A 23,528-nucleotide genomic window follows, 5' to 3' on the forward strand; every position below is an offset into this window, starting at 1 on the left:
GGCGGCCGGCGTGCTCCGGCGCGGGGCGGGCGCGCGTTCAGAATTCTCGACCTGCCATCGCGAGGATCTCGCCTCGCGCGGTGCGAATGTGCATTGGTTCTTCTCTCGTTGCTCCCATGATCCGCTTCGTCCGTCCGTCCGCCCTCGTTCTGCGAACTGTTCATGTGCTCGCGATCGCGCTTTGCGCCGTCGGGCTCGCCGCCGCGGCCGAAGAGACGCCGCCTCGCTACCTCGACTCGAGCCGGCCGATCGACGAGCGGGTCGAGGACCTGCTGGGTCGCCTGACCCTCGACGAGAAGATCGCGCTGGTGCATGCGAACACGAAGTTCACCAACGCTGGCGTGCCGCGGCTCGGCATCCCGCCGCTGCGCCTGTCGGACGGCCCGCACGGCGTGCGGGAGGAGATCAGCGCCGACTCGTGGAAGCCCGCGGGCCGCACCGACGATTTCGCGACCGCCCTGCCGGTCGGCGCCGCGCTCGCCGCGACGTGGAACGTCGACCTCGCCCGCGCCTACGGTGGCGTGATCGCGGCCGAGGCGCGCCAGCGCGGCAAGCACATCATGCTCGCCCCGGGCGTGAACATCGTGCGCACGCCGCTCGGCGGGCGGAACTTCGAGTATTTCGGCGAGGATCCGTGGCTCTCCTCGCGCTTGGCCGTCGCGACGATCCGGGGCCTGCAGGCCGGCGACGTCGCGGCGTGCGTGAAGCACTTTGCGCTCAACAACCAGGAGACGTCCCGCAGCTCGGTCGACGTCGCGGTCTCGGAGCGCGCACTGCGCGAACTCTATCTGCCCGCGTTCGAGGCCGCCGTGCGCGAGGCCGGCGTGCTGTCCGTGATGGGCGCCTACAACCGGTATCTCGGCGCGTATTGCTGCGAGAACGACCGCCTCTTGAACCAGATCCTGAAGGGCGAATGGGGCTTCCGCGGGCTCGTGATGTCCGATTGGAACGGCACGCACGACACGCGCGCCGCCTTCTTCGGCGGACTCGACCTGGAAATGGGCACGCACAAGCCCTTCGACGAATTCTACTTTGCCCGGCCGTTGCGCGACAGCGTGCAGCGCGGCGAGTTTCCGCTCGCGGTGCTCGACGACAAGGTCCGGCGCAACCTGCGGGTGCTGTTCGCCACGCGCGCGCTGGACGACCGGCCGCCGGGCGCGATGAACACGCCCGAGCACCAGGCGGTGGCCCGGCGGGTCGCGGCCGAAGCGATCATCCTGCTCAAGAACGCGGCGGACCTGCTTCCCCTGGACCCGGAGCGCGTGAAGGCGATCGCCGTCATCGGCGACAATGCGACGCGCCTGCAATGCCACGGCGGCGGCAGCTCCGAGATCAAGCCGCTCTACGAAATCACCCCGCTCGCTGGCATCCTCGAGCGCGTGGCGGGACGCGCGACCATCATCCACGCTGCCGGCTATCGGCCCCCGGCGCAGCGTCGCACCGGCGCCGTCGACGCCGCCGGCATCGCGCGGACGGAGAACGCCGCGGACGCGCAAAAGGCCGCCGCCGCCGAACTCATCGAGCGTGCCGTGGCCGCCGCGAAGGCCGCGGATGTCGCGATCGTCGTCGGCGGGTTGAACCACGATCACAACCAGGATGCGGAAGGCGGCGATCGCACGGCCTTGGGGCTGCCTTACGGTCAGGACGAATTGATCGCCCGCGTCGCGGCCGCGAATCCGCACACGGTCGTCGTGCTCGTCGCCGGCTCGCCGGTCGCGATGGATCCGTGGCTCGCGCAGGTGCCGTCGGTCGTGCAGGCGTGGTATGGCGGCATGGAGGCCGGGCGCGCGCTGGCCGACGTCCTGTTCGGGGACGTGAACCCCTCCGGCCGGCTGCCGGTGAGCTTTCCGCGGCGACTCGCCGATTCGCCGGCGCACGCCAGCGGCGCGGCCCGGCATTACCCGGGCGAGAAGGGCCAGGTCCACTACGACGAGGATCTGCTGGTCGGCTATCGCTGGTTCGACGCGAAGGGGATCGAGCCGTTGTTTCCGTTCGGATTCGGCCTGAGCTATACGAAATTTGCCTATTCCCCGCTCCGCGTGACCTCCACCGGCCGCGGCGCCGACCTGGCGGTCACGGTCGAGTGCGACGTGCGCAACGCCGGCGATCGCGCCGGGGCGGAGGTCGTGCAGCTTTACCTCGAGCGGGTGGGGGCCGACGCGACTCGCCCGCCGCAGGAGCTGAAGGCGTTCGCCAAGGTCGCGCTTGCGGCCGGCGAGTCCAAGCCGGTGCGGCTGACGCTGAACGCCCGTTCCTTCGCGACCTACGATCCGGCGCTGCCGGGCTGGCGGATCGAGGCCGGGGACTTCCGCCTCCACGTCGGCAGTTCCTCGCGCGATCGCCGCCAGACCGTCGATTACCGCGTCCCCGCGGCCGTCGTGCTGGGGCGGTAGCCGACGAGGGGCATTTTTCATACGCGAAAGGTCATAATGTCGATTCTCGCCAGCGCGGGGCTCGGCTACATTACGCAGGTGCATATAAAACCAGAATAAATATGCATACTGCGTTTCTGATCCCGACCCCGCCTGCTGTATGAACTCACCCCGCAAGCCCGCTTTCCGCGGCGGCATCTTCGCCGCGTCCGCCCTGGCCGCCACCCTGGCCTTCGCCCAGACGACCGTTCCAGCGCTGGAGGAGAAATCCAAGTCCGAGGAACCGGTCCAGCTCAGCCCCTTCGTGGTGAAGGCCGAGCAGGACACGGGCTACGTGGCCACGGATTCGCTCGCCGGCACGCGCCTGCGCACGCCGCTGAAGGACATCGCGGCGTCCGTCAGCGTGGTGACGAAGGACCTGATGGACGATCTCGGCGCGAAGGGCTCGGCCGATCTGCTCGTCTACACCACCGGCACGGAGGTCGTCGGCGTCGGCGGCAACTACTCGGGCTCCACGCAGGAGACCGCCGCCCAGACCTTCGATCCGGTCCGCGAGTCGACCAGCCCCACCACGCGCGTGCGCGGCCTCGCCGCGGCGGATGAGACCCGCAACTACTTCCTCACGCCGGGCATCCCGCTGGATTCCTACAACACGCAGAGCGTGACGCTGAACCGCGGTGCCAACTCGATCCTCTTCGGCTTCGGCAGTCCGGCCGGCATCATCGAGAACAGCCTCATCACCCCCACCTTCAAGGACCGGAGCCAGGTCAAGGTCTCGGCCGGCAGCTACGGCACCTATCGTCAGTCGCTCGACTTCGAGCGCGTCCTCCTTCCGGGCAAGCTCTCGCTGCGCGTGGCGCAGTTGGACGACAACCGCCGCTACGAGCAGGACTTCACCTTCCGCGACCAGGAGCGCTACTTCGGCGCCGTCACCTACCAGCCGTTCCGCCATACCACGCTGCGCGTCAACGCCGAGCACGGCCACCTCGACCAGCGCCTGCCGCGCGTCGACCCGCCGGTCGACAGCCTCACGACGTGGTGGGACTTCGGAAAGCCGACGCGCGACAACAACTTCACCTCCACCGCGACGAAGAATTACCAGCGCGCCAACAATCTCGACGGCATGGCCGGCAACTGGTCGCAGAACGTCGGCCTCGTCTACTACGGCGCCGACCAGGGCAACCCGAGCGACGCGCTCGTGCCTTACGCGAACGCCCCCGGCATCACCTACCGCTTCCTCGCCCCGCGCAGCAGCCAGGAGATCGCGGCCAACGTCACCGCCAACCCGCTCGCGGGCTTCATGGTCGGCAAGCAGCTCATCGACCGCTCGATCTTCGACTACCGCAAGCAGCTCCTCGACGGCCCGAACAGCGGCACGTGGATGGACTTCGACACCCAGAACGTCGCGCTCGAACAGCTCTTCCTCGACGGCGACGCCGGCATCGAACTCGTCTACGACCACCAGCAGGCCGACTCCTCCGTGCTCCGCGGCATCAGCAACAGCTATCGCGGCAACAACATCTTCATCGACGTCAACACCGTCACGACCGACGGCCGCCCGAACCCGAACTTCGGCCGCCCCTTCATCGCCTCGAACGGCTATTTCTACCTTTACGACAACGAATACGAGACCGGCCGCGCCACCGCGTTCCTGCGCCACGACTTCACGAAGCACGGCAAGGGTCTGCTCTGGCGCCTGCTCGGCCGGCAGACGGTCACGGGCATGTATTCGGACTTCAAGCGCGAGCAATACACGCTCGCCGGCTACCCACAGGTCGTCGGCCCCGCCTTCCGCGACGGCCTGAACGGCAACACCATTGCGACGAGCCGCAAGATCACGAGCGTCGTCTACCTCGGGCCCTCGCTGGCCAACCTGGCGAACCCCGCCGGCGCCAACCTGCAGGGCGTGAAGACCGAACTCCTCGTCCCCGACAGCGTCGACGTCATGGTCGAGAACGTCGGCACCGGCTACAAGTGGGTCCGCCAGAGCGTCCCGACCTACACCTACCTCGACGACCTGCCCTGGCTCGTCACCAGCAACACCGCGCTTTCCAACCGCGCGAAATCCAACGCGCTCATCTGGCAGGGCGACTGGTGGGATAATCACCTCGTCTCCATCCTCGGCTGGCGCCGCGACGAGGTCGAAAGCGCCAGCGGCACGAACTCCACCACCGACCCGGTCACCGGCGCACGCACGCTCGACCGGCCGGAGTTCGCCGCCCCGCTCACCACCACGCGCAGCACGTTCAGCTACGGCCTCGCGTTTCACGTGCCGTCGCGCTGGCTGCAGAAACTTCCCGGCCAGCCCGGCGTCTCGCTCTACTACAACCAGTCCGAGAACTTCGACGTCTCCGCCGGCGCCCGCTACAACATCCTCGGCGACTACCTCGCCCCGCAGGAGGGCAAGACGCAGGAATACGGCGTCGGCATCCGCCTGTTCGACGACCGCCTCACGCTCCGCGCCACGCGCTACGAGACCACGCAGGACAACATGACCGACACGCGCGTCTCCGGCACGCTCGTGCGCATCGTCGACCTCGAGTCGCGCATCACCGCGTCGCTCTCCAAGGCGTTCCTCGACTCCATCGGCTACGTCGGCTTCGACAGCCCGCAGGCCTCCGAAACCTTCAAGCGCTACCTCGCAAACTACGACTTCACGGTCGGCGCCGTGCGCACCGACGGCACCCGCAACGCCGAATACGCCAGCCCGGCCGCCACGGTCGAGACCACCAGCTCCATCTCCAAGGGCTACGAGTTCGAAGCCGTGTTCAACCCGACGCGCAACTGGCGCATGTCGCTCAACGTCGCGAAGCAGGAGGCCGTCCGCGGCGACACCAGCCCGATCCTCAGCGCGCTCGTCGCCGAGCGCCTCGAACAGTGGAAGAATCCGCAGCTCTGGCCGCTCACGCTCGCCGGCGGCGTCCAGCGCGTCGATTCCTACGCGACCACCTACATGGTCAACCCGCTCACGACGGCCAAGCTCTCGATCGGCGAGCGCACGCCCGAGCTCCGCGAGTGGCGCGCCAACTTCGTCACCAACTACACGTTCAGCCGCGACTCCCGCCTGAAGGGCTGGGGCATCGGCGGCGCGGTCCGCTGGCAGGACAAGGTCTCGATCGGCTATCCGGTCATCAACGATCCGGTCCTCGGCCTCGTCACGGACGTGAAGAACCCCTTCATGGGCCCCGACCAGACCTACTTCGACGGCTGGATCACCTACCAGCGGAAGCTCTGGAACAACAAGGTCGGCTGGAAAATCCAGCTCAACGTCCGGAATCTGCTCAACGACAACCTCCTGATTCCCGTGAAGGCGAACCCGGTCACCATCGGCGATCTTCACACCTACGACATCGCCGCCTGGCGCATCGGCGAGCAGCGCACGTGGGAAATCAGCTCGACGTTCTCCTTCTGAGCCGCCCGCCGGCCGCCCGCGCTCGCCCCGTCCCGCCTTCGGCATGTCGCTCCGCCTGGTAACGCCGACTGCTCCCCGCGCCCCGCTCGTGCGGCTGATCGGCGCAGCCACCGCGACCGTCGTCGGCTTGGCGCTGCTCGTCGGCGCGCTGTTCGCGCAGCCGCCGGAGGCGTCGGCGACCGCCCCGGCCGCCCGCGCACCGCTGCCCGTCACGGGACGCTTCGACCTGCGCGCGCAGCCGCGCGCGGTCTTTCGCGGGCAATGGCTCCAGGATCGCCGCCACGTGCCGCAGTCGTTCGCGTGCGACGACGCGAACGGCTTTCTCTACGTCCTCCAGGTCGAAGGCACGAACGCCGCCGGCACGTTCGCGGAGCACGGTCAGCGCGGCGACCTGACGCTGACGAAGCTCACGCGCAACGGCCGCACGATCGCCGGGCACATGACGCTGCGCGGTTTCGGCCACGGCGTCGCCCTGGGCGTCGAGCCGGCCGGCGCCGACGTGTTCCTCTGGACCGAGGTCGACTCCCAGCCCAACGACGCCGGCTTCGGTCGCGGCACGCGCATCGGCCGCTTTCGTTTCCAATCGGGCACGACGCTCGGCACGACTTCGCCGCAGTTGGAAAAATTCGATCTCATCGCCGGCGCGCGCACGTGCACGCCGAGCCTCGACCTCACGCACGGCCGCCTCGCGCTGCGCCACGTGCGCGACGGCGGGATGCGCGTCGCGCTCTACGACCTTGCCGCCGTGAAGGCCGGCCGCGCGTCGCCGCTGCGCGACATCTCGCTCGCGTTCCCCTTCGGCACGGCGCAGGGCTGGTGCACCTTCGGCAGCTACCTCTACGTGCTCGCCGGGCAGGCCTACGGTCCGTCCAATCCGCCGCCGGGCAACGCGATCGTGTGGTGCCTCGATTGGAACACCGGCGCGGTCGTCGATCGTCAGCCGGTGTCGGCGCTGGCGGATCTGGTCTATCGCGAGCCGGAAGGCCTCGCGGTGCAGGTCCGCGACGGCACGCCGCACCTGTGCGTCGGCTTCGGCGCCTCGGTGTCTGCGCAGGATTCGCGGCGCCAGTTCAGCCTCGTCGAATTTTCCCGATTTCTTCCCGCCGCTTCCCCATGATCACGTCCGCCCGTCCGTTTCCCTGGCTCAGGTGCTCGCTCGGCCTGTTGGTGCTCCTGGCTGCATCGGCCGCGCGGCTCTGCGGCGCCCCGCTCGAGGTCTATGATCTGCGCTGCGACGTCGCGGAAAATCCGCTCGGCATCGATTCCTCGCCGCCGCGGCTGGCGTGGAAGCTGCGCGGCACGGGCACCGACGAGCGCCAGACCGCCTGGCAGGTGCTGGTCGCGTCCGCTTCGGAGTTGCTCGCCCAGGATCGCGGCGACGTCTGGGACAGCGGCCGCCAGACGGGCGACGCGCAACTGAACGTGCCCTTCGCGGGCCGGCCCCTGCGCTCGTCGGAGCAGGTGTTCTGGAAGGTGCGCGCATGGAACGGCGACGGCGTCCCGTCCGCGTGGAGCGCGCCGGCGACCTGGACGATGGGCGTGCTCACTCCGGACGATTGGCGCGCGCGCTGGATCAGCGACGCGGAATTGCTGCGCTGGGTGCGTCCGAAGGTGGGCTTCCACTCGCAGGCGACGCCGGACGAGCACGCGAAGAAGTGGATCGTCGTCGACCTCGGCGCCGCCAAACCGATCTCGACCGTCCGCGTCTATCCCGTGCGCCAGACGATCGAGGAAGGGCAGGGGATGCCGCTGCGCTTCGTGATCGAGGCGTCCGAGTCCGCCGACTTTGCTCGGGCGACCGTCATCGCCGATCACACGCGGAAGCCGTTCAGCTGGGCCACGACGAAGGAAAAGACCACCGTGCCGACGTTCAACGTGCCCGGCGGTCCGGTGACGGCCCGCTACGTGCGCATGACCACGCAGCAACTGCGCCGCGACGGTGACGTGAGCTATTTCGCCCTCAGCCAGATCGAGATCATCGCCGACGGCAAAAACGTCGCCCCGGGTTCCCGCGTGTCGGCGAGCGACAGCCTCGAGGAGGGCCGCTGGAGCCTCGCCTCGGTCGTCGACGGCCTCGAGGTGCGCGGCGCGAATCCGCGCGACAACGCCACGCTGCTCGCCCGCCGCGAGTTCGCCGTGAAGCCGGCGCTGCGCCGCGCGCTCGTGCACGTCAGCGGCCTCGGCCACTACGAGCTGTCGATCAACGGCCACCGCGTCGGGCAGGATCTGTTTTCGCCGGGCTGGACGACCTACGAGAAGGTCGTGCTCTACGACACGCACGACGTGACCGCGCTCGTGCGTGCGGGCGGCAACGCCATCGGCGTCACGCTCGGCGGCGGCATGTTCAACGTCCGCGCCGGCCGCTACGTGAAGTTGGAGAGCCGCTTCCGCCCGCTCATGGTGATCGCGCAGCTCCGTCTCGAATACGCCGACGGCTCGGTGGAATTCGTCGGCACCGACGAGCAGTGGCAGGTGCGCCCCGGCCCGATCACTTTCTCGAACATGTATGGCGGCGAGGATTACGACGCCCGCCTCGAACCGACCGGCTGGGATCGGCCCGGTTATGCGGCGCAGGATTGGGCGCGCGCCGCCGTCACGCCCGGCCCCGGCGGCGAACTTCGCGGCGCCTCGCACGCGCCGCCGCCGGTCCGCACCTTCGACGTGTTGGCGCCGGCGTCGGTGCGGGCGCTACGTCCGGGCGTGACGGTCTACGACCTCGGGCAGAACGTCTCGCTGATGCCTCGCCTCCGCGTGCGCGGCCCGGCGGGGTCGGTGGTGCGCATCATCCCGGCGGAGTTGCTCGGCAAGGACGGCGCCGTCGATCGCGGCTCGTGCAGCCGCGGCACCGGCGAGGCCTGGTGGCAATACACGCTGGCCGGCCGGCCCGAGGGCGAGGAGTGGTTCCCGAAGTTTTTCTATCACGGTTCGCGTTACCTGCAGGTCGAGGTGGCTGCCGCCGACGGCGCCGCGACGCTCCCGGTCGTCGATTCCCTCGTCGGCGTGGTCGTGCACACGTCGTCGCCGCCGGCGGGCGATTTCGCGTGCTCGAACGAGCTCTTCAACCGCGTCCGCACGCTCGTGCGCTGGGCCCAGCGCAGCAACCTGATGAGCGTCATCACCGACTGCCCGCACCGCGAGCGCCTCGGCTGGCTGGAGCAATACCACCTCAACGGCCCGGCGCTGCGCTACGAGTTCGATCTCACCCGGCTCTACGCGAAGACCTTCGACGACATGGAGGCGGCGCAGACGGCCGACGGCCTCGTGCCGGACATCGCCCCGGAATACGTCATCTTCTCGCAGGGCTTCCGCGATTCGCCGGAGTGGGGCAGCGCGCTCATCCTTGCGGCCTGGCAGCACTACCAGTTCACCGGCGATGAGCGGCCGCTGCGCCGGCACTACGCGGCCATGTGCCGCTACGTGGACTACCTGCGGAGCAAGTCGGCCGACCGCCTCCTCTCCCACGGCCTCGGCGACTGGTATGATATCGGCCCGAAGGGCCCGGGCCGCTCGCAACTCACGCCGATCCCGCTCACGGCCACGGCGACCTACTTCGAGGACCTGAAGACCCTTGCCGCGATCGCGATACTGCTCGGCAAACCGGCCGACGCGCAGAAGTTCACCGCCGAGGCGGCCGAGGTGAAAGGCGCGTTCAACCGCGCGTTCTTCCACGCCGACCGCGGCAGCTACGCGACGGACTCGCAGTGCGGCAACGCCATGCCCCTGGTCTTCGACCTGGTCGAGCCCGCCGCGCGCCCGCGCGTCGTCGACGCGCTCGTCCGCGACATCCAGGCGCGCGGGCTGACCGCGGGCGATGTCGGCTACCGTTACCTGCTGCGCGCGCTCGCCGAGGGCGGGCGCTCGGACGTGATCTACGCCCTGAACAACCAGTCCGAGAAACCCGGCTACGGCTACCAGCTCGCGCATGGCGCCACGAGCCTCACCGAGGCCTGGAACGCCGGCCGCGGCTCGTCGCAGAATCATTTCATGCTCGGGCAGATCACGGAGTGGTTTTACCACGACCTCGCCGGCATCCAGCCGGATCCGGCGGGCCCGGGTTTCCAGAAGATCGTGATCCGTCCCGCGATCGTCGGCGATCTCACCTGGGTGAAGGCCAGCTACCAGTCGCCGCGCGGCCCGATCGCGGTCGCGTGGAAGCGCGATGGCCGCGCCGTGACGCTCGACGTCACGGTCCCGGTCAACGCGACGGCCACCGTGCACGTGCCCGGCGAGGCCGCGCCGCGCACCGTCGGCTCGGGCACGCATCACTTCACCGGCTCCGTGCCGTGATGGGTTTCGGACGTTTGCACCGCTCTCGTTTTTCTCCGTGCCGGACGCGTTGAAGCCGACGCGCTGCGCCTTTCTCTTCGATGTCTCCCAATCCCTTTCTCGGTGTTCTCTTCCACTGGCTCGGCGGCCTCGCCTCCGGCTCCTTCTACGTGCCCTACAAGGGCGTGAAGAAGTGGTCGTGGGAGACCTACTGGCTCGTCGGCGGCGTGTTCTCGTGGATCGTCTGCCCGTGGGTGCTCGGGCTCGCGCTGACAAACGACCTCGTCGGCGTCCTGCGGCAGCAGAGCGCCGGCACGCTGGGCTGGACGTATTTCTTCGGCGCGCTGTGGGGACTCGGCGGCCTGACCTTCGGGCTCACGATGCGCTACCTCGGCATGTCGCTCGGCATGGGCGTGGCGCTCGGGTATTGCGCCGCGTTCGGCACGCTGCTGCCGCCGATCTTCAAGAGCTTCGCGCCGGTCATCCCCGTCGCGCAGGCGATCGGCGAGATCGCGGCGACGACGCCCGGCCGCTGCACGCTCGCCGGCGTCGCCATCTGTCTCCTCGGCATCGGCGTCGCGGCGCTGGCCGGCCTGAACAAGGAGCGCGAGCTGCCCGAGGCGGAGAAGAAGAAGGCGATCGCGGAGTTCGCGTTCACGAAAGGCATCCTGGTGGCGACGTTCTCCGGCGTGATGAGCGCGTGCTTCGCGTTCGCCCTCACGGCCGGCAACCCGATCGGCGACGCCTCGCGCGCCGCCGGCACGGATCCGATCTGGACCGGACTGCCCAAACTCGTCGTCGTGCTCCTCGGCGGTTTCACGACCAACTTCATCGCCTGCGCGGCGCTGCACTGGCGCAATCGCACGGCCTACCAGTATTTCGCGACGCATGTCCGCCCGGAGCACGCCGGCCTGGCGGTTTCCGGCGGCGAGCACGGCGGCGGCCGCGCCCCGCGCGAGCAGGCCGGCGCGTCCGACCGGAAGGTGCCGGTGCTGGCGAATTACCTGTTCTCCGCGCTCGCGGGTGCGACGTGGTATTTCCAGTTTTTCTTCTACACGATGGGCGAAACGCAGATGGGGCGCTTCGGGTTCACCTCCTGGACGCTGCACATGGCCAGCATCATCATCTTCAGCACGCTCTGGGGCGTGTATTTCCGGGAATGGCGCGGCAGCAGCCGGCGCACGCACCGGCTCATCACGGCCGGCCTGGGTGTGCTCGTGCTCTCGACGCTCGTGATCGGCTATGGCACCTATCTCGGCTCGGCCAACGCGCACCCCTGAAGAACTCCCAACCCACCGCTCGCGCGCCATGTCCATATCCGATCTGCCCTCACCCGCCCGCCGCCGGTTCCTGATGCTCGCGTGTTCGCTCGTGATCGCGGCCGGGGCCGCGGCGCAGGAACCTGCGTCGCTGGCATCGCTGCGGCGCGAGTTCGTCGCCCCGCCGGCGACGGCGCGCCCCGGTTGCTATTGGTGGTGGCTCGACGGCCTGGTGAACAAGCCCGCGATCACGCGTGACCTGGAGGAATTTGCCGCCAAGGGCATCGGCGAGGTGCTGCTGGTGAACTCGGCGAACCTGCGCGCGAGTCCGGATTTCGGCGGCGGGGTGAAGTTCCTCTCGCCCGAGTGGCGCGAGCTCTACCGCCACGCGCTGCGCGAGGCGAACCGGCTCGGCATCGAGGTCGGGGTGAACCTCTGCGGCGGCTGGTGCATGGGCGGGCCGTGGATTCCGCCCGAGCACGCCGGCCGCTGGTTCCTGCAGTCGCGCCTCGTGGTCGAGGGGCCGCGCCAGTTCTCCGAGCCGCTGCCGCTGCCCGGCCATCGCGACGGCTACGACCACGTGTTCAATCCGCCCGGCTTCAAGGACTACATCGACCTGCCGCTGGAGAAACTCGATTACCGCGACACCGCCGTCGTGGCGTTTCCGACGCCCGACAACGAATCGGCGACGAAATTCTCCGGCGCGCGCGCGAAGCTCCTGCCGGCGAAGACCAACCGGCGCGACGCCTCGAACTTCACCCGCGCGCGCGACGTGATGGGCCCGACGCTCGAGGCCTGGCAGGATGCACCGTCCGACCAGCCGATCGCGCCGGAAAAGATCGTCGATCTCACCGCGAAGCTGACGCCCGACGGCCGCCTCGAGTGGGACGTGCCGCCGGGGCGATGGACGATCGTGCGCACAGGGCATCGCATGACCGGCTCGCGCGTGATGATCCCCCCGCCGGAGACCGACGGCCTGTCCATCGGCTGGCTCTCGCCTGCCGGCGTCGAATTGCAGTTCAAGCACCTCGGCGAGCTGCTCCTCGCCGACGCGGCGGCCGCCGGTGTGAAGTTGAAGTATTTCTGCGACGACAGCTTCGAGGACGGCTTCCCGAACTGGACCGAGCAGATCCTCGAGCGCTTCCGCCATTACCGCGGCTACGATCCGACGCCGTATCTGCCGGTGTTGTCCGGCTACATCGTCGGCAGCGCGGAAAGATCCGACCGGTTCCTGCACGACTACCGGAAGACGGTGGCCGATTGCATGGCGGATGGTCACTACCGGCGCTTCGCCGAGCTGACCCACGAGCGCGGCCTGCTCGTGCAGAACGAGGCCGCCGGCCCGAGCCGCTCCGGCACGATGTGCATGGACGGCCTGAAGAATCTCGGCCGCAGCGATCTGCCGCAGGGCGAATTCTGGCTGGGCCTCCGCCATGACGAGGAGGGCGGGCTGGACCCGAAACTCGGCTACGGCGTCTCGCGTCTCGAAGACGGCCAGAACAAGGTGACGAAGATGGTCGCCTCCGCGGCGCACATCTACGGCCGCCCGCTGGCGTCCGCCGAGTCGTTCACGAGCAACCGGCACTGGCTCGACTCGCCCGCGACGTTGAAGTCGCCGGCCGATCGCGCGTTTTGCGAGGGCATCAATCGCTTCATGATCCATTGCTCGACCCTCGCGCGCGAGGAGGACGGCAAGCCCGGCTACGAGTATTACGCCGGCACGCATTTCAACCCGAACGTCACCTGGTGGCCGCAGGTCGGGCCGTTTCTCACCTACCTCGCGCGCTGCCAGCACCTGCTGCGGCAGGGACGGTTCGTCGCCGACGTGCTCTACTACAACGGCGACGGCGCACCGAACCTGGTCGGGCCGAAGCACGTCGATCCCGCGCTCGGCCGCGGCTTCGACTACGACGTCTGCAACGCCGAGGTGCTGCTCGAGCGCGTGACGGTGCGCGATGGCCGAATCGTGCTGCCTGACGGCATGAGCTACCGCCTGCTGGTCCTGCCGGACGACGCGCGCATGCCCGTCGAGATCGCCGCGAAGATCCGCGCGCTGGTCGCCGCCGGCGCCACCGTCGTCGGACCGCGGCCGGAGCGCGATCCCGGACTGCGCAACTTCCCCGCCTGTGACGCCGAGGTGCGCCGCCTCGCCGCGGAAGTGTGGGGCGGCTGCGACGGGCGCGCCGTGAAGGCGCACGCCTTCGGCCGCGGCCGCGTGTTCTGGGGCGAGACCCTGCGCGACATCCTGCGCGCCGACGGCGTCGGCCCGGATTTCGAGCCCGCGCCGGCCGAAGGCGGGACGCTCGACTTCATCCACCGCCGCACGGACGAGGCGGACATCTATTTCGTCGCGAACCTCCAGCCGCGCGCCGTCGCGCTCGACTGCGCCTTTCGCGTTCGCGGCGGCGCGCCCGAGATCTGGGATCCGGTGACGGGCGAGGCGAGGGCGGTGCGGAGCTTTCGCGTAACCGACACGCAGACGATCCTGCCGCTGGAGTTCGCAGCCCATCAGTCGTTCTTCGTCGTGTTTCCGAAATCGCCGGTCCCTCGCGTCACGGTCCCGGAGACTCGCGGGGGCCTGCGCGCGAATTTTCCCGCCTTCACGCCCGCAGCCGAGCTGACGGGCGCGTGGACGGTGAAGTTCGATCCGCGCTGGGGCGGGCCGGCGGAAACGACGTTCGCGCAGCTCGACGACTGGACGAAACGACCGGAGTTCGGCATCCGCCACTACTCGGGCACGGCAACCTACCTGAAACGCTTCGACGTCCCGGCCGGGGCGAATGGCCGGCTGTTCCTCGACCTCGGTGTGGTGAAGAACATCGCGAGCGTTCGCTTGAACGGTCGCAACCTGGGCGTCGTGTGGACGGCGCCGTGGCGCGTCGAGGTGACCGATGTGCTGCGACCGACCGGCAACGAACTCGAAATCGACGTGACGAATCTTTGGCCGAACCGCCTGCTGGGCGATCGGGGCTTGCCGCCGACCGAGCGCCTGACGCGCACGAACATCCAGCTCGCGCCCGACGCGCGCCTGTTGCCCTCCGGCCTGCTCGGCCCGGTCCGCCTCCTGCATTCCTCGCTATGAATCCATCTCCGCTCCGTCTCGGCCTCTTCGGCATCGGGCTCGATGCCTACTGGAATCAGTTTCCCGGCTTGAAGGAACGCCTCGAGGGCTACGTCAGCCAGGTCGCGGCGCGGCTCGCCCGGCCCGGTGTCGAGATCGTCAACGCCGGCCTGGTCGACAATCCCGACCGGGCGCACGCCGCGGGCCGCGAGTTCCGGCGCGCGGATGTCGACGTGATCTTCCTGCACGTCACCACCTACGCGCTCTCGTCGACGGTGCTGCCCGTCGTGCAGCGGGCCAAGGTGCCGGTCATCGTGCTCAACCTCGCGCCCTCGGCGGCGATCGACTACGCGGCGTTCAACGCGCTGGGCGATCGCACGCGCATGACCGGGGAGTGGCTCGCGTATTGCGCGGCGTGCCCGGTGCCGGAGATCGCGAACGTGTTTCAGCGTGCCGGCGTCCGCTTTCACCAGGTGACCGGCGTGCTCGAGGACGACCCGGCGTGCTGGCGCGAGATCGACGCCTGGGTCGAGGCGGCGCGGGTCGCCGCCGCGATGCAGGGCAACCGGCTCGGCCTGATGGGACATTACTACAGCGGCATGCTCGACATTCAGTCGGATGTGACGCTCCAGTGCGCCACGTTCGGCACGCACGTCGAGCACCTCGAGGTCGACGAGCTTTCCGCGTTGCGACGGGAGATCACGCCGGCCGACGCGGAAGCGCGCGTGCGCGAGTTTCGGGAGAAATTCGACGTGCAGGGCGATTGCGGAGCCGACGACTTGCTCGAGGCGGCGCGCACCTCCGTGGCCCTCGATCGTCTCGTCGCCCAGCACCGCCTCGGCTCGCTGGCGTATTACTATCGGGGCACCGGCGTGGCCGAGAACGAGGCGACGATCGCTTCCATCATCCTGGGCTGCTCGCTGCTCACGGCGCGCGGCGTGCCGGTGGCGGGCGAATACGAGGTGAAGAACGTGCAGGCGATGAAGATCATGGATCTCTTCGGCGCCGGCGGATCGTTCACCGAATACTACGCGATGGATTTCAAGGACGACGTCGTGCTCATGGGCCACGACGGTCCGGGGCACATCGCCATCGCCGAGGGGCGCACGAAGGTGCGACCGCTGAAGGTTTATCACGGCAAAGTCGGGCGCGGCGTCTCGGTCGAGATGGCGGTCAAGCACGGCCCGGTCACGCTGCTGTCGGTGATCGAGCAGACCGGCGGCCGGCTCGCCCTGCTTTGCGCCGAGGGCGAGTCCGTGCCCGGTCCGATCCTGGAGATCGGCAACACGAACAGCCGCTACCGTTTTGCCAGCGGCGCGCGCGAGTTCGTGCACCGCTGGAACAGCCACGGTCCCGCGCACCACTGCGCCGTGGGCGTCGGCCAGCTCACGGACCAGATCCGGAAACTCGGCGCCCTTCTCGGACTGGAAACGATCCGGGTGACCTGACGCGGGTCAGGATTGCGCGCCCTACGCGCACCGAGCGGACGGCCCGCAAAGCACCGACGTGGGAGAATCGGCGATGCCGCCAGCGCGCGCTGGGTCGCGCCGTTCGCCAAGACGCGTTCCGAAAGAACCCCTCAGCGGTCACCGCCGGATACCAGCACGAGGGGCTTCGCCAGAGGGGGGGACGATTGTTTGCTCCGCCGGCACCGCCCCCTCGGTGATTCCTAGAACCCCACCCCCATGAAGTTCACCCCTCGTCTCCCCCTCCTCCTGCTCGCCTTGGTGGCGAATGCGGAAGCGCAATCGTCCTCTTCCGCCGCTCCATTGTCGTCCGCTGCGACCAACGACCGTCCGGTCGAACTCTCGCCCTTCATGGTGCGCACCGACCGCGATCATGGCTATTCGGCCACCGATTCGCTCGGCGCCTCGCGGGTCGCGTTGCCGGTCGGCGAGGTGCCGTTGTCCGTGATAAGCCTCACGGAGCAGATGTTCGCCGATCGGGCGGCGTTGGATGCGATGGATGTGCTCGGGTTCGTGTCGGGAGTCCAGCAGCAGGCCGACGGTGGACCCGGTCAGGCGGGCTACTCGCTGCGCGGATTCGCCAACACCGGGCTGCGCGTGCGGGACGGCTTGCCCGAGAGAGTGGAGGGCGTCGACTATCCCTTTGACGACGCGGCCGGCTACGAGCGGCTCGAAGTGATCAAGGGTCCGGCCGGCACGCTCTACGGCACCACGAGTATGGGTGGCGTGGTGAACAAGATCAGCAAGTGGCCCAAGTTCCGCCCGGAAACGAAGATCGAGCTGCAGGCGCAGTCGTATGACGAATTCGTGCGCGGCATGCTCGATTCGACCGGCCCGCTGAGTGACAACACCGCCTACCGGCTCGTGCTGTCGGAGCGCCGGGGCCACCGCTATTACGACGAGAAGGACGCGCCGAACAATTTCTCCAACTACCTCTTCGTGCTGAGCCACCGGATCGGGCCTGCTCACACTGGCCGGATCTGGGCCCGCGCGAATTACTTCCGCTTCGAACTCGACCGCGAGAACGGCGCCCAGTTTCCCACCGGCTATCTCGATCCGAAGAAACCGACCGTCGCGGCCGTGCTGACCAACCCGCGCTTTGCGGTGCCGCTCGAGTCCAACCAGGTGCCCGAGGACGATGTCTCGATCGCCAACATCTACAGCTATGAAGGCGGTTATGAGCAGACCTTTGCCGGTCCTCTCGGCGGCGAGTGGACCATCCGTCTCGTCGGCCGGTTCAGCAAGGGCAAGGGCGACAAGTCGCCGTCCTACGCGGTGACGCGTCCCGTGCCGGTGGACGCCTCCGGCAAGATCGTGCCATATACGAATGCCGCCGGTGTGCTCGTGAATGGCGACGCGCGCTTCATCGCCGCCGATGATCCCCGCGTGGCCGACTGGCGCACGACGATGACCGCGCGCGAGTTCGCCGGCTACAACCAGGACTCCGGCGCCTACCTCGATCTGGTCGGCGCCTTCTCCACCGGCCCGCTCAAGCACAAGGCCGTGTTCAACGCGCAGCTCGAATCCGGCGAAACGGAGCGCGCGTTTTTCTTCTGGAACGTTCCCTTCGCGAACAACACCACCGCGGTCGCGAATTCCTTCTCGGTGCTGCACCCCGATTTCTCCCGCTTCAGCTTCGCGACGATCAAGGCCACCGTCCCGACGCAGTTCAATCCGTTCAACGGGCATTCCGAGTCGGACGGTTTCGCCGCCGGTTTCCAGGACAACGTCAACCTTTTCGGCGACCGCCTCATCGGCGTGGTCGGTGCGCGCTATGATTCGGTCGAGAACACGGCCTACAGCTTCGATTCCGCCCAGAGTCTCGCGCAGAAGAAATTCGTGAAGAACGCCGCCAGCACGAGCATCGTCAAAAACCAGGAGTGGTCATTCCGCTATGGGTTGGTCGGAAAACCGTTCGAGGGGGTGAGCGTGTTCGCCCAGCATGGCGAAACCTACATTCCGGTGAACACGCTCGATTCGTCGGGCGTGAAGTATCCCAACCGCGAGGGCGAGATACGCGAACTCGGCGTGAAGGTGGATCTTTGGGGCACCCGCCTCGTCGCGACCGCCTCGGTTTTCAAGATGCAGCTCACGAACGTGCTCGTGTCGGTGCCGAATCCGCCCGAGCTCGGCGGAGGCCTGCGGCAGGAGCCCGCGGGCACGCAGAAGACCGACGGCTTCGAGGTGGACCTGACCGCCGAGCCGGTGCGCGGCCTCAATCTGACGCTCGCCTACAGCGATCTGACGTCCAAGAACGAGGCCGGACAGTATTTCCGCGGTGTCCCGGTCGTGCCCACCTGGTCCGTGCTCGGAAAATATTCGTGGCGCCAGGGGCGTTGCGCGGCGGCTTCGCGGGCGCGAGCTGGCGGCGCATCGGCAAACAGGCCGGCGATCCCGCCAACACGTTCTTCCTGGACAGTGCGGACGTGGCCGATGCCTTCGTCGGCTACGGGCGCGGCCCCTGGAGCGTGCAACTGAACGTGCTCAACCTGCTCGACACCGATGATCCGATCACGGTCACGGGCGACACCGGCGTGTTTCGCGCGTTGCCGCGAATGTATCGCGTGACGCTACGATATTCCTTCTGATGCGGGGAAGCATGGTGGCACCTCCCTCTGGTAGTCCTGGCACTCCGCCCGCCTCCTCCTCGCCCGGCGAGGCGGTGCCGGGTCGGATTGAGGCGCTGGGGCGGGGGCGGAGGAGCGCCTGGCACTTCGCGCCGTGCATCGGCACCTGGCAGGGTTTGATCAACCCGGTGCTGGTGTCGGTGCCGACGGTGCTGCTCAAGTCGCTTGGATTTTCCAACGCGGTGATCGGCTACGCGTCGCTTGCCACACTCCCGATGGCGCTGAAGTTTGTCTTTGGCCCGATGATCGACGCGCACCGCACGCGCCGGTGGTGGTGCGTGAACGGCGCGCTGTGGCTGATGGGCTGCCTGCTCGTCCTCGCGTTGCCGCTGGTGCTGCCGACGTTCTCGCTGTGGTTCTACCTCGCGGCGCTGACGCTGCTCGCGATCGTGAAGTCGATCCACCAGATCGCCCTCAACGGCTTCTTCACCCTGTCGCTCACGAAGTCCGAGCAGGCGCTTTTCTCCGGGCTGGATCCGGTGTGGGGGCGCGCGGCGACCATCTTCAGTGGCTCGGTGCTCCTCGCGATCGCGGGCGTGGTGGGGGAGCGGCATGGCGATCCGCGCGTGACGTGGGGTGTTTATACCGCCGCGCTGATTGCGGTGTTCTTGCCGTTCTACTTTTACACGCGCTGGGCGCTGCCGCGACCGCTCGCCGATCGCACGCCGGACGGACCGCAAGCGCGCGCGGTCGCACTGCCGTTTCGCGACGTGCTGCGCGAGTATCTCACCTTGCCCGCGCTGGTGCCCGGGCTGGCCTACCTTTTCTTCATGCGCTCCGGGGAGACGTTCCTCGCGAAGATGGGCGTCGCTTTCCTGATGGATGCGCGGACCGCCGGCGGCTACGCCCTCAGCATCTCGGAGGTCGGCATGTTCACGGGCCTGATGACCGGCTGCGCCATCGCAGGCGGAGCGATCTCGGGCGTGCTGCTGAAGCGGCTCGGACTGCGCCGGGTGATCTGGTGGTTCACGAGTGCCGCCATCATTCCGCACCTCGCCTACGTGTATCTGGCGCTGACCACTGGACAGATTCGCACGGTGGTGACGCTCGATCTCTCGTTCATGGTCGGCGGGGTGTGGCGCATCGACCCCGTGCTGCTCGCGCTGCTCGGGATCGAGAATCTCGGCTTTGGCCTCGGGTTCACGGTCATGAACTATTACATGTTCCGCATGGCGGCGGGATCGAGGTATCCGGCCTCCTTCGTCGCGCTCAACGCCTCCGTGATCTACGCGAGCTACCTGCTCTTCAGCACGATCAGCGGCGTGTGCCAGGAGTGGCTTGGCTACACGGGCCTGTTCGTCCTCAGCATGATCGTGCCGGCGCCGGCGTTTTTCGTCATCCCGCGCCTAAACTACCAGCTCGACGAGCGCCGCGAGTAGCGCGGCGGACGAGCCAAATTTCCATGAGTATTGCCGACCAAGCCATTGCCGTTGCCGACGCGAAGCACCAGGGGCTCGCGCGCGGCTGGAACACCTGGGACACCCGCAGCGTGCTGCGGCACGTGCTGCTGCCGGAGGGACTGTGCCTCAGTCTCGGCTTTGCCGCGCTGGACAAGCTGGTGTGGCTGAACGACGCCCAATTCGGCCGCCAGCAGCTCGGCCGGACGGCCGGCACGAAGCTCACGAGCACGGACAAGACGCTGCCGATCGCCAACTCGGTGGAGGTGCTGCCGGGCATCCGCGCCTACGACGGCAGTTTCACCGAGCTGGAGGTGAACTTGCGCGGCGCGCGCTTCCGCGTGCAGACCGCGGCGGACGAGGGGTCGCACGCCTGGGTCGCGCTGATCACGCCGCTGCAAGACGAACCCTGGCCGCGGATCCTGACGGTGCACGCCGGCATGGTCTGGAACCGCCCGGGGCACGCCGGGCGCGACGACGCGCATCGCCTGACCGCGCATCTGCCCGGGCGCGCGCTCGAGATCCATGCCGACGGCACTCCCGTCGACGAGCCCAACCTGCCGGCGCCGTCACCTTATCTGGCGCTGCGCTTGGACCGTCCCGTCGCGGTCAGCGCGGGCGCGCGCGTCGACGTCGCGCAAGCGGGCCGGATCATCGCCGCCGCCCGGGCGAAGGTGGAGCAGCTTCACGCGGGTTATGGTGCGCTCGCGGACGGGCACGAGGCGATGCAGAGCAGTCTCGCGTGGAACATCATCTACGAGCCGAAGCATCGACGCGTGCTCTGCACCGTCGCGCGCGACTGGAACTGCCTGCGGGGTGGCTATGCGGTGTTCTGCTGGGACACGTTCTTTACCTCCTGGATGATCGCGCAGGACCATCCGACGCTTGGCTGGGCCTGCATGCTCGAGGCGTTCCGCGAGATGGTCGACGAATCGTTCGTGTCCAATGTCGTGCAGGGCACGGGACGGCGCGCCCTCGATCGTTCCCAGCCGCCGGTCGCGAGCATGTGCGTGCTCGGCATGCAGCAGAGCCGGCCGGACCGCGCGGCCTTGGCCGCGGCGTGGGGGCCGCTGCTGGCGTGGAACCGGTGGTGGGACCGCGCGCGCCGCAATCCCAGGGATCGCTCTCGCTGGGATCGAATCCGTTCGCCCCGCGGGTCGGCGACCCGGCGGAGTTCGTGCAGCCAAACACCGCGGCGGGCGCCGCGCTGGAGGCGCTCGATAACTCTCCGATGTATGACCAGGCACCCTTCGATCCGCAGACCCACCTCATGCAGATCGAGGACGTGGGGCTGAACGCGCTTTACGTCGCCGATTGCGAAGCGCTGGCGGAGATCGCGTCGCTGCTGGGCCACTTCGGCGAGGCCGCGGAACTGCGCGAACGCGCGGCGCATTACGCGGCGAAATTGCAGGGTCTGTGGGCCGACGGGTCGGGGCTGTTTCTCAACCGCCGCCTCGATGACGGCGCCTGGAGCACCCGGCATTCGCCGACGTCATTCTACCCGCTCTACGCCGGCGTCGCGACGCCGGCGCAAGCGGAGCGTCTCGTGCGCGAGCACCTGCTGAACCCGGAGGAATACGACGGCCCGTGGACGATCCCGGCGGCACCGCGCAACGACCCCGCGTTCGCGGAGCAGCTCTACATGCGCGGCCGCATCTGGCCGCCGTTGAACTTCCTGGTCTACCTGGGCCTGAAGCGCTACGGCTTCGCCGGGCCGCGCCGGGCGCTGGTGGAGAAGTCGCTGACGCTGCTGGTCCGCAACTGGCGCGAGCACCGGGTCGCCCCGGAGAACTTCTCCGCGCTGGACGGCAGCGGCGGCATCGGGGCGCACACGCATCCGTTGCTGACGTGGAGCGGGCTGCTGGCGTTCATCGCGATGATCGAGGAAGGACGGGTGCCTTCCCCGCTGGCGAATGTGCCGATGGCGACGCCGTCGTGACCGGGCCGAAGGGCGCGAACGAACCCGCGTCGTCCGCGCCCGGCTGGCGTCGGCTTACTGTTTCTGGAACATGACGGCGTCGGCCACGCACGATCCGGCGTCCGAAGCATACAGCTTCACCGAGTTGCCGGTGCCGGTCGCGAGGTTGAAGGTCCCGAGGTAATACCAGCTCCCGCCCTCGCTCTTTTGATTGAGCGTGGCCGAGGCAACGGAGGTCCCGCCGTTGTAGCGGACCTCGACCGGCGCGGCGTCGGGACGGTTGGACTCCGCGGTCCAGCGGATGTAGACCTCGTAGTTGCCGGCAACCGTGATGTTCGGGGTCCACGTTGCGGTGTTCGTGCCCGAGGGCGAATGGACGTAGCCGCTGCCGTAATAGCCGGCGATGGTGGAGGAGGATCCCCAGGTCCCGGTGGTCGTGAAACCCGGATCGGCGTTGTCGATCACGAGGGTGGGCGTGTTGGTGCCGGTCACCCACTCGAGATTGAAGCGCGCCACCGTCACGCGTGCGGCGGGATTGGCGGGATCGAGATCGATGTTGTGGTTGTTGCCGTCGCGCCCGAAGACGCAGTAGATGTTGCCGAGGGAATCGCGGGCGAGGTCGGAGTAGGTGGCCGGACCGGTGTAGATGGTCTGAGGGGTGCCCCACGAGACCCCGCCGTCGGCGCTGCGCGCGACGGCCATGTTGAGGCGCGTCGTTGAACCGGGATTGTTGGAGAACGAGTAGAGATGGCTGGTGTCGCTGAAACGGATGAAGCCGCCGTCGACCATGCGCGTGCCGATGATGCCGCTGGCATCGGCCCAGCCGTTCCAGTCGAAGCCGTTCGCGATCGCGGAGCCGGAGACGCGGGCGCGGGTGTAGGTCGTGGTGTTCCATCGCTTGCGCGCGGTGAGGGCGAGGGTGCCGTTGGCGCGCTCGGCGACGCGGGATTCGTTGGGCCCGATGTCGTTTGCGCTATCCGTGTCCGTCTCCTGCGTGAGCGGCGGCTGCGTGCCCTGCGCGCGGGCCCAGGCGCCGTTCGGATCCCGATACAGGAGGTCGACGCCGTATTTCGCGTTGGCGGCGGGGGTCGTTGCGCTGGTCCGGTGATTGAAGACGAGGGCGAGGCGGCCGCGGTAGGGGTCCTTCAGCTTCTTGATTCCGTGGCCGATCGTCCCGTGCTGGACCCATCCATTGGGAAACGAGGCGCCCCACAGACTGTTGATGTCCTGGCGTGCGCTCCACGTCTGGCCGTTGTCGGTCGACGTCTTGTAGTGCAGGGTCTTCGTGCCGGAATAGTTGGAACCGTAGAACAGATACGTGGTGATGCCGTCGGTGACGAACGCGGGATTCGTCCAGCTCGCGCCGTCGCCCCCTTCGATCACAATGTCGCTGCTCCAGCTGGCACCGTGATCGGTGCTCCGTTTCACCAGCAGATACTTTTCGCCGGTGTCGGGACTCGCCGGGTCGTGACTAAAGCGTCCTTCGCAGGCGACGAGGATCGTGTCATCCCAAGTCACGCCGATGGCATAGACGAAATGCGGTTCGGGGCCGTTGGCCAAGTTGCCGTCGAGCTCGCTGTTGGCTGGCGTCCAGACGTCAACGAGCGAGAACTGCGGCGTCGCGCGCAGGCGGGTGGAAGCGAGCGAGGCGAGGGCCAGCAACGCCGCCGCGACGAAATGAGCGCGGCGTTTCCGGCCAATGAGCATTGAGGGGTGGGTTTTTTTCATGGGGGTGGTGGCCGAGACAAAA

At 68.3% G+C, this 23,528-nt stretch carries 12 protein-coding genes; 11 read left to right on the plus strand and 1 reads right to left on the minus strand.

The window, feature by feature from the left end:
- The first annotated feature begins 116 nt into the window (after positions 1–116).
- From ACMYLB_RS03290 to ACMYLB_RS03340, 11 genes are all read left to right on the plus strand, one after another.
- Entirely contained in the window at positions 117–2,393 is a 2,277-nt protein-coding gene (locus ACMYLB_RS03290) for a beta-glucosidase family protein (protein ID WP_415909553.1), read from the plus strand.
- A gap of 139 nt (positions 2,394–2,532) precedes the next feature.
- Positions 2,533–5,784, plus strand: coding sequence for a TonB-dependent receptor plug domain-containing protein (locus ACMYLB_RS03295; RefSeq protein WP_415909554.1), 3,252 nt, complete (start codon positions 2,533–2,535; stop codon positions 5,782–5,784).
- A 43-nt stretch (positions 5,785–5,827) separates the two neighbouring features.
- Positions 5,828–6,901, plus strand: a complete 1,074-nt coding sequence (locus ACMYLB_RS03300; RefSeq protein ID WP_415909555.1) for a teichoic acid biosynthesis protein C — start codon at positions 5,828–5,830, stop codon at positions 6,899–6,901.
- Entirely contained in the window at positions 6,898–10,071 is a 3,174-nt protein-coding gene (locus ACMYLB_RS03305) for a family 78 glycoside hydrolase catalytic domain (RefSeq protein WP_415909556.1), read from the plus strand. Before ACMYLB_RS03300 ends, ACMYLB_RS03305 begins: the two co-directional genes overlap by 4 nt.
- A gap of 80 nt (positions 10,072–10,151) precedes the next feature.
- Positions 10,152–11,330: an L-rhamnose/proton symporter RhaT gene (gene rhaT / locus ACMYLB_RS03310; protein WP_415909557.1), complete on the plus strand. Its 1,179-nt coding sequence runs from the start codon at positions 10,152–10,154 to the stop codon at positions 11,328–11,330.
- 28 nt (positions 11,331–11,358) lie between these two features.
- A complete protein-coding gene (locus ACMYLB_RS03315; RefSeq protein ID WP_415909558.1) occupies positions 11,359–14,391 on the plus strand; it encodes a glycosyl hydrolase in 3,033 nt (1,010 codons plus the stop codon).
- Positions 14,388–15,818 carry an arabinose isomerase gene (locus ACMYLB_RS03320; protein WP_415909559.1) on the plus strand — a complete coding sequence of 477 codons (1,431 nt, stop codon included), beginning with the start codon at positions 14,388–14,390 and terminating at the stop codon, positions 15,816–15,818. The genes ACMYLB_RS03315 and ACMYLB_RS03320 overlap by 4 nt, the downstream gene beginning before the upstream one ends.
- A gap of 237 nt (positions 15,819–16,055) precedes the next feature.
- Entirely contained in the window at positions 16,056–18,314 is a 2,259-nt protein-coding gene (locus tag ACMYLB_RS03325) for a TonB-dependent siderophore receptor (RefSeq protein WP_415909560.1), read from the plus strand.
- Positions 18,315–18,435: 121 nt separating this feature from the next.
- Positions 18,436–19,842, plus strand: coding sequence for an MFS transporter (locus ACMYLB_RS03330; RefSeq protein ID WP_415909561.1), 1,407 nt, complete (start codon positions 18,436–18,438; stop codon positions 19,840–19,842).
- 23 nt (positions 19,843–19,865) lie between these two features.
- The gene (locus tag ACMYLB_RS03335) at positions 19,866–21,155 is read left to right on the plus strand and encodes an MGH1-like glycoside hydrolase domain-containing protein (RefSeq protein WP_415909562.1); all 1,290 of its coding nucleotides are present in this window, start codon (positions 19,866–19,868) and stop codon (positions 21,153–21,155) included.
- Positions 21,092–21,799: an MGH1-like glycoside hydrolase domain-containing protein gene (locus ACMYLB_RS03340; RefSeq protein ID WP_415909563.1), complete on the plus strand. Its 708-nt coding sequence runs from the start codon at positions 21,092–21,094 to the stop codon at positions 21,797–21,799. Before ACMYLB_RS03335 ends, ACMYLB_RS03340 begins: the two co-directional genes overlap by 64 nt.
- 54 nt (positions 21,800–21,853) lie before the next feature.
- Here ACMYLB_RS03340 and ACMYLB_RS03345 read toward each other — a convergent pair whose 3' ends face one another.
- Positions 21,854–23,506: an exo-alpha-sialidase gene (locus ACMYLB_RS03345; protein ID WP_415909564.1), complete on the minus strand. Its 1,653-nt coding sequence runs from the start codon at positions 23,504–23,506 to the stop codon at positions 21,854–21,856.
- Positions 23,507–23,528 lie beyond the last annotated feature (22 nt).

Source organism: Oleiharenicola sp. Vm1, from assembly GCF_047777955.1.
Lineage (GTDB): Bacteria > Verrucomicrobiota > Verrucomicrobiia > Opitutales > Opitutaceae > Didemnitutus.

Coding starts and splice junctions, on each gene's coding strand:
- ACMYLB_RS03300 (WP_415909555.1), top strand. CDS start 5,828: ATGTCGCTCCGCCTGGTAACGCCGACTGCTCCCCGCGCCCCGCTCGTG.
- ACMYLB_RS03335 (WP_415909562.1), top strand. CDS start 19,866: ATGAGTATTGCCGACCAAGCCATTGCCGTTGCCGACGCGAAGCACCAG.
- ACMYLB_RS03305 (WP_415909556.1), top strand. CDS start 6,898: ATGATCACGTCCGCCCGTCCGTTTCCCTGGCTCAGGTGCTCGCTCGGC.
- ACMYLB_RS03315 (WP_415909558.1), top strand. CDS start 11,359: ATGTCCATATCCGATCTGCCCTCACCCGCCCGCCGCCGGTTCCTGATG.
- ACMYLB_RS03345 (WP_415909564.1), bottom strand. CDS start 23,506: ATGAAAAAAACCCACCCCTCAATGCTCATTGGCCGGAAACGCCGCGCT.
- rhaT (WP_415909557.1), top strand. CDS start 10,152: ATGTCTCCCAATCCCTTTCTCGGTGTTCTCTTCCACTGGCTCGGCGGC.
- ACMYLB_RS03295 (WP_415909554.1), top strand. CDS start 2,533: ATGAACTCACCCCGCAAGCCCGCTTTCCGCGGCGGCATCTTCGCCGCG.
- ACMYLB_RS03330 (WP_415909561.1), top strand. CDS start 18,436: ATGGTGGCACCTCCCTCTGGTAGTCCTGGCACTCCGCCCGCCTCCTCC.
- ACMYLB_RS03320 (WP_415909559.1), top strand. CDS start 14,388: ATGAATCCATCTCCGCTCCGTCTCGGCCTCTTCGGCATCGGGCTCGAT.
- ACMYLB_RS03290 (WP_415909553.1), top strand. CDS start 117: ATGATCCGCTTCGTCCGTCCGTCCGCCCTCGTTCTGCGAACTGTTCAT.
- ACMYLB_RS03325 (WP_415909560.1), top strand. CDS start 16,056: ATGAAGTTCACCCCTCGTCTCCCCCTCCTCCTGCTCGCCTTGGTGGCG.
- ACMYLB_RS03340 (WP_415909563.1), top strand. CDS start 21,092: ATGTATGACCAGGCACCCTTCGATCCGCAGACCCACCTCATGCAGATC.